Below are 5,598 nucleotides of genomic sequence, written 5' to 3'. Positions count from 1 at the left end.
GCCACCCGGTGCCGGGTGGCGGCCCTCACGCCGTGGGTGCCGTTACGCGCCGAGGAGCTTGCGCACCCGGTCCGCGCCCACCGCGAGCAGCAGCGTGGGCAGGCGGGGGCCCGTCTCGCGGCTGACGAGGAGCTTGTAGAGCAGGGCGAAGAAGGAGCGCTGGGCCAGCTTCAGCTCGGGGGTGGGCTTGGCCTCGGGGCTGAGGCCGGCCATGACCTTCGGGACGCCGTAGACCAGGGTGGTCAGGCCGTCGAGGGACCAGTGGGTGTCCAGGCCCTCCAGGAGCAGGCGGAGGGACTCGCGGCCCTCGTCGTCGAGGGTGCCGAGCAGCTCGGTGTCGGGCTCCTCGCGGACGATGGTGCGCTGGTCGGCCGGGACCTGGGTGGTGATCCAGTTCTCGGCGCGGTCGAGGCGCGGGCGGACCTCGTCGAGCGTGGTGACCGGGTTCTCCGGGTCGAGCTCGCCGAGGATGCGCAGGGTCTGCTCGTCGTGGCCGGCGGTGATGTCCATGACCGAGGCGAGCGTGCGGTACGGCAGCGGGCGCGGCGTGCGGGGCAGCTCGCCGGCGGCGGTGCGGGCCGCGCGCGCGTACGCGGCGGCGTCGGCGGGGAGGACGGAGCCGTCGGCGACCTTGGCCTCCAGCTTGTCCCACTCGTCGTAGAGCCGCTGGATCTCCTGGTCGAAGGCGATCTTGAAGGACTGGTTGGGCTTCCGGCGGGCGTACAGCCAGCGCAGGATCTGCGGCTCCATGATCTTCAGGGCGTCCGACGCGGTGGGGACGCCGCCGCGCGAGGAGGACATCTTGGCCATGCCGCTGATGCCGACGAACGCGTACATGGGGCCGATGGGCTGGACGCCGTCGAAGATGCCGACGATCTGGCCGCCGACCTGGAAGGACGAGCCGGGCGAGGAGTGGTCGACGCCGGACGGCTCGAAGATGACGCCCTCGTAGGCCCAGCGCATGGGCCAGTCGACCTTCCAGACCAGCTTGCCGCGGTTGAACTCGCTCAGCTTGACGGTCTCGGAGAAGCCGCAGTTGGAGCAGGTGTAGGCGAGCTCGGTCGTGTCGTCGTCGTACGAGGTGACGGTGGTGAGGTCCTTCTCGCACTGCCCGCAGTAGGGCTTGTACGGGAAGTAGCCCGCGCCGCCGCCGGAGCCGTCGTCCTCGGCGGCTGCGCCGGAGCCCTCGGCGGCCTCCAGCTCGGCCTCGTCGACGGGCTTCTGCGACTGCTTCTTCGGCGCCTTCTTCGTCCGGTACTGGTCGAGGATGGCGTCGATGTCACCGCGGTGGCGCATGGCGTGCAGGATCTGCTCGCGGTAGGCGCCGGAGGTGTACTGCTCGGTCTGGCTGATCGGGTCGTACTCGACGCCGAGCTCGGCGAGCGCCTCGACCATGGCGGCCTTGAAGTGCTCGGCCCAGTTCGGGTACGCGGAGCCGACCGGGGCCGGGACCGAGGTCAGCGGCTTGCCGATGTGCTCGGCCCAGGACCCGTCGATGCCCTCGATGCCGTTCGGCACCTTGCGGTAGCGGTCGTAGTCGTCCCAGGAGATCAGGTGCCGGACCTCGTACCCGCGGCGGCGGATCTCGTCGGCGACCAGGTGCGGGGTCATGACCTCGCGCAGGTTGCCGAGGTGGATCGGGCCGGACGGGGAGAGGCCGGAGGCGACGACGACCGGTTTGCCAGGCGCACGTCGCTCCGACTCGGCGATGACCTCGTCCGCGAAACGGGAGACCCAGTCGGTCTCGGTGCTGCTCTGAGCCACGGTCGGTTCGTCCTTCTTCCTTGGTTCCCTCGAAGCCTTACAGCTCTGGGCCTCACGGCCCTGCCTCAGTCATTGTCCCAGACGGAACGACGGTCTCCGAGGTTGTCCACAGGGTGGAAGTTGTCCACAGCCGGAGAAAACTCGTTGCCCGCCCATGGGACACTTGACAGGCGAAACAGCCCGTAAGAATTCCTCACAGGAACGGAAGCTCATGGCCTCGGTCCCTTCCCTCGCTTCGACCGTGCAGCAGCGCCTCGCGGAAGGCCTCTCGGCAGCCCTGCCGGAGGCCGGGTCCGCCGACCCGCTGCTGCGACGAAGCGACCGGGCCGACTTCCAGGCCAACGGCATCCTGGCGCTCGCCAAGCGGCTCAAGGGCAACCCGCGTGAGCTGGCGACGAAGGTCGTCGAGTCGATTCCGGCGAACGACGTGCTGCAGGAGATCGAGGTCTCGGGCCCCGGCTTCCTCAACATCACGGTGTCCGACCGGGCGATCATCGACACGCTGGCCGCCCGGGCCGCCGACGAGCGGCTCGGCGTGCCGTTCAACCCGTCGGCCGGCACGACGGTGATCGACTACGCGCAGCCGAACGTGGCGAAGGAGATGCACGTCGGCCACCTGCGGTCCGCCGTGATCGGCGCCGCGATGGTGGAGATCCTGGAGTTCACGGGCGAGCAGGTGGTCCGGCGCCACCACATCGGCGACTGGGGCACCCAGTTCGGCATGCTCATCCAGTACCTGATCGAGCACCCGCACGAGCTGGACCACAAGGCCGAGGGCGCGGACAAGGAGGTCTCCGGCGAGGAGGCCATGTCCAACCTGAACCGGCTCTACAAGGCGTCCCGCGCGCTGTTCGACTCCGACGAGGAGTTCAAGACCCGGGCCAGGGCCCGGGTCGTGCAGCTGCAGGCGGGCGACGAGGAGACGCTGACGCTCTGGCAGCGGTTCGTCGACGAGTCGAAGATCTACTTCTACTCGGTCTTCGAGAAGCTCGACATGGACATCCGCGACCCCGACATCGTCGGCGAGTCCGGCTACAACGACATGCTGCAGGAGACCTGCCGCCTGCTCGAGGAGTCGGGCGTCGCGGTCCGCTCCGAGGGCGCGCTGTGCGTGTTCTTCGACGACGTGAAGGGCCCGGACGGCAACCCGACCCCGCTGATCGTGCAGAAGTCCGACGGCGGTTTCGGTTACGCGGCGACGGACCTGTCCGCGATCCGCGACCGGGTGCAGAACCTGAAGGCGTCGTCGCTGCTGTACGTGGTGGACGCCCGCCAGTCGCTGCACTTCAAGATGGTCTTCGAGACGGCCCGCCGGGCCGGCTGGCTGAACGACGAGGTGAAGGCCGTCCAGCTGGCCTTCGGCACGGTCCTCGGCAAGGACGGCAAGCCGTTCAAGACCCGTGAGGGCGAGACGGTGCGGCTGGTGGACCTGCTGGACGAGGCCGTGGAGCGGGCGACGGCGGTCGTCCGGGACAAGGCCGAGAAGGTGGGCCTGACGGAGTCGGAGATCGTCGAGAACGGTCAGTACGTCGGTATCGGCGCGGTGAAGTACGCCGATCTCTCGACCTCGGCTGCCCGGGACTACAAGTTCGACCTGGACCAGATGGTGTCGCTCAACGGCGACACGTCCGTGTACCTCCAGTACGCGTACGCGCGTATCAAGTCGATCTTCGGCAAGGCGGGCGACCACACTCCGCTCGCTCACCCGGAGCTCCCGCTGGCCCCGGCGGAGCGGGCGCTCGGCCTGCACCTGGACTCGTTCGGCGAGCTCGTCCAGGAGGCCGCCGAGGAGTACGCGCCGCACAAGCTGGCCGCGTACCTGTACCAGCTGGCGTCGCTGTACACGACGTTCTACGACCAGTGCCCGGTGATCAAGCCCGAGCCGCCGAAGGAGGTCGCGGAGAACCGTCTGTTCCTGTGCGACCTGACGGCGCGGACGCTGCACCGGGGCATGGCGCTGCTCGGCATCCGGACGCCCGAGCGCCTCTGACGGCACAGTCTGACGGCAGTACGGCGAAGGCCCGGGCGGGAGTTTTCCCGCCCGGGCCTTCGTGCGTGTTCAGCGGTTGATCGGGTGGGAGGTCCGCCCGGAGACCTGGTCGATCTCGACGTGGGCCTTCTGCAGCAGCTGCGAGGCGATGTCCATGAGCGCACGGGCGCCGGCGATCTCCTCGCCGACCCGCAACTGCTCCGGGTCCGAGGGGTGGCGATTGGCATTGCCGTGGCCGCGGATCTCGGTGCCGTCGCTGAGCCGCACCATGGCCGCCGCCCGCGTCCGGTCGCCCTCCTCCTCGAACTCCGTCTCGATGTGCCAGCCGACCAGGGTGTGGGACTGCATCATGAGGACCACCTCCAGAGAGGTACCTGTCGGGTACCTCTCCAGGGTGCATCGGGAGACCGGAGGTCCGCGCGCTCAGAGCCGCGCGGCCTTCGGAGCCCCGCCGGCCCGGGCTCAGAGGCCGCGGGCGAGCTTCTGCGCGACCTCGGTCGCCCAGTAGGTGAGGATCATCTGGGCGCCGGCCCGGCGGATGCCGGTGAGGGTCTCGAAGATCGCCTTGTCGCGGTCGATCCAGCCCTTCTCGGCGGCGGCCTCGACCATCGCGTACTCGCCGCTGATCTGGTACGCGGCGACCGGCACGTCCACCGATTCGGCGACCTTGGCCAGGATGTCCAGGTACGGGCCGGCCGGCTTCACCATGACCATGTCGGCGCCCTCCTCGAGGTCGAGGGCGAGCTCCCGCATGGACTCGCGCACGTTGGCCGGGTCCTGCTGGTACGTCTTGCGGTCGCCGGTCAGCGAGGAGCCGACGGCCTCGCGGAAGGGGCCGTAGAAGGCGGAGGAGTACTTCGCGGTGTACGCGAGGATCGACACGTCCTCCTTGCCGATGGTGTCCAGGGCGTCGCGGATCACGCCGACCTGGCCGTCCATCATCCCGGAGGGCCCGACGACGTGGACGCCGGCGTCGGCCTGGACCTGGGCCATCTCGGCGTACCGCTCCAGGGTGGCGTCGTTGTCGACGCGCCCGTCGGCGTCGAGGACGCCGCAGTGGCCGTGGTCGGTGTACTCGTCCAGGCACAGGTCCGACATGATCACCAGGTCGTCGCCGACCTCGGCCTTCACGTCCCGGATCGCCACCTGCAGGATCCCATCCGGGTCCGTCCCCGCCGTACCGGCCGCGTCCTTCTTCGCGTCCTCGGGCACGCCGAACAGCATGATCCCGGAGACGCCCGCCTCGACCGCCTCCACGGCGGCCTTCCGCAGGGTGTCCCGCGAGTGCTGCACGACGCCCGGCATCGCCGAGATCGGCACGGGCTCGGTCACGCCCTCCCGCACGAACGCGGGCAGGATCAGATCGGCCGGATGCAGCCGCGTCTCGGCCACCATCCGCCGCATGGCGGGCGTCGTACGCAGCCGCCGCGGCCGCGCTCCGGGGAAGGATCCGTACGAGTTCATGCCTTCGAGGCTACGCCGGTGGGTGGGGTGCATTTACCGACACGATGTTGCCGCCGGAGACGGCGCGGGGCGCCGGCCGAGACCGCGTGGGCGCCGCCCGAGACCACGCGGGATCCGCGGGGGCCCGTAGGGCGCCTCCGCGCCGCCGCGTGCGGGCCACGCACCGCCGCCGCCACCCCGTGCAGGCCCACGGCCCACGCCCGACCCCCGTGTGGGCAATCGTCCCGCAGGGCGGGACGGGTGGGCACACGGGACGGCGCCCACGCGGGCGCCTCCGCCCCCTGCGCCTGAACCCGCACCACGACCGCGGCGCCGTCGCGCCCGGCCTCAACGCGCGAGGAGCCTAGGCAGGCAAGGGGCGTCGTCCCGTTGTGCCCACC

At 70.3% G+C, this 5,598-nt stretch carries 4 protein-coding genes; 1 reads left to right on the top strand and 3 read right to left on the bottom strand.

Annotated features, from left to right (window positions below; all coding sequences use genetic code 11):
- Positions 1 to 42: 42 nt before the first annotated feature.
- A complete protein-coding gene (gene lysS / locus ACWEJX_RS37245) occupies positions 43 to 1,764 on the bottom strand; it encodes a lysine--tRNA ligase (RefSeq protein ID WP_451611841.1) in 1,722 nt (573 codons plus the stop codon).
- 211 nt (positions 1,765 to 1,975) lie between these two features.
- On the opposite strand from lysS, the gene argS reads away from it, so the two are divergent.
- On the top strand, positions 1,976 to 3,754 hold the full coding sequence (gene argS, locus ACWEJX_RS37240; protein ID WP_451611840.1) for an arginine--tRNA ligase: 1,779 nt from the start codon (positions 1,976 to 1,978) through the stop codon (positions 3,752 to 3,754).
- A gap of 69 nt (positions 3,755 to 3,823) precedes the next feature.
- On the opposite strand, the gene ACWEJX_RS37235 is transcribed toward argS, so the two are convergent.
- Together ACWEJX_RS37235 and hemB are read right to left on the bottom strand one after the other, a co-directional pair.
- A complete protein-coding gene (locus ACWEJX_RS37235) occupies positions 3,824 to 4,105 on the bottom strand; it encodes a DUF1876 domain-containing protein (protein WP_403800156.1) in 282 nt (93 codons plus the stop codon).
- Between the two features lie 111 nt (positions 4,106 to 4,216).
- Positions 4,217 to 5,218: a porphobilinogen synthase gene (hemB, locus tag ACWEJX_RS37230; RefSeq protein WP_451611839.1), complete on the bottom strand. Its 1,002-nt coding sequence runs from the start codon at positions 5,216 to 5,218 to the stop codon at positions 4,217 to 4,219.
- Between the last annotated feature and the right edge of the window lie 380 nt (positions 5,219 to 5,598).

The organism is Streptomyces sp. NPDC004788 (assembly GCF_053601115.1).
This window is presented reverse-complemented; position numbering and strand designations above follow the sequence as displayed.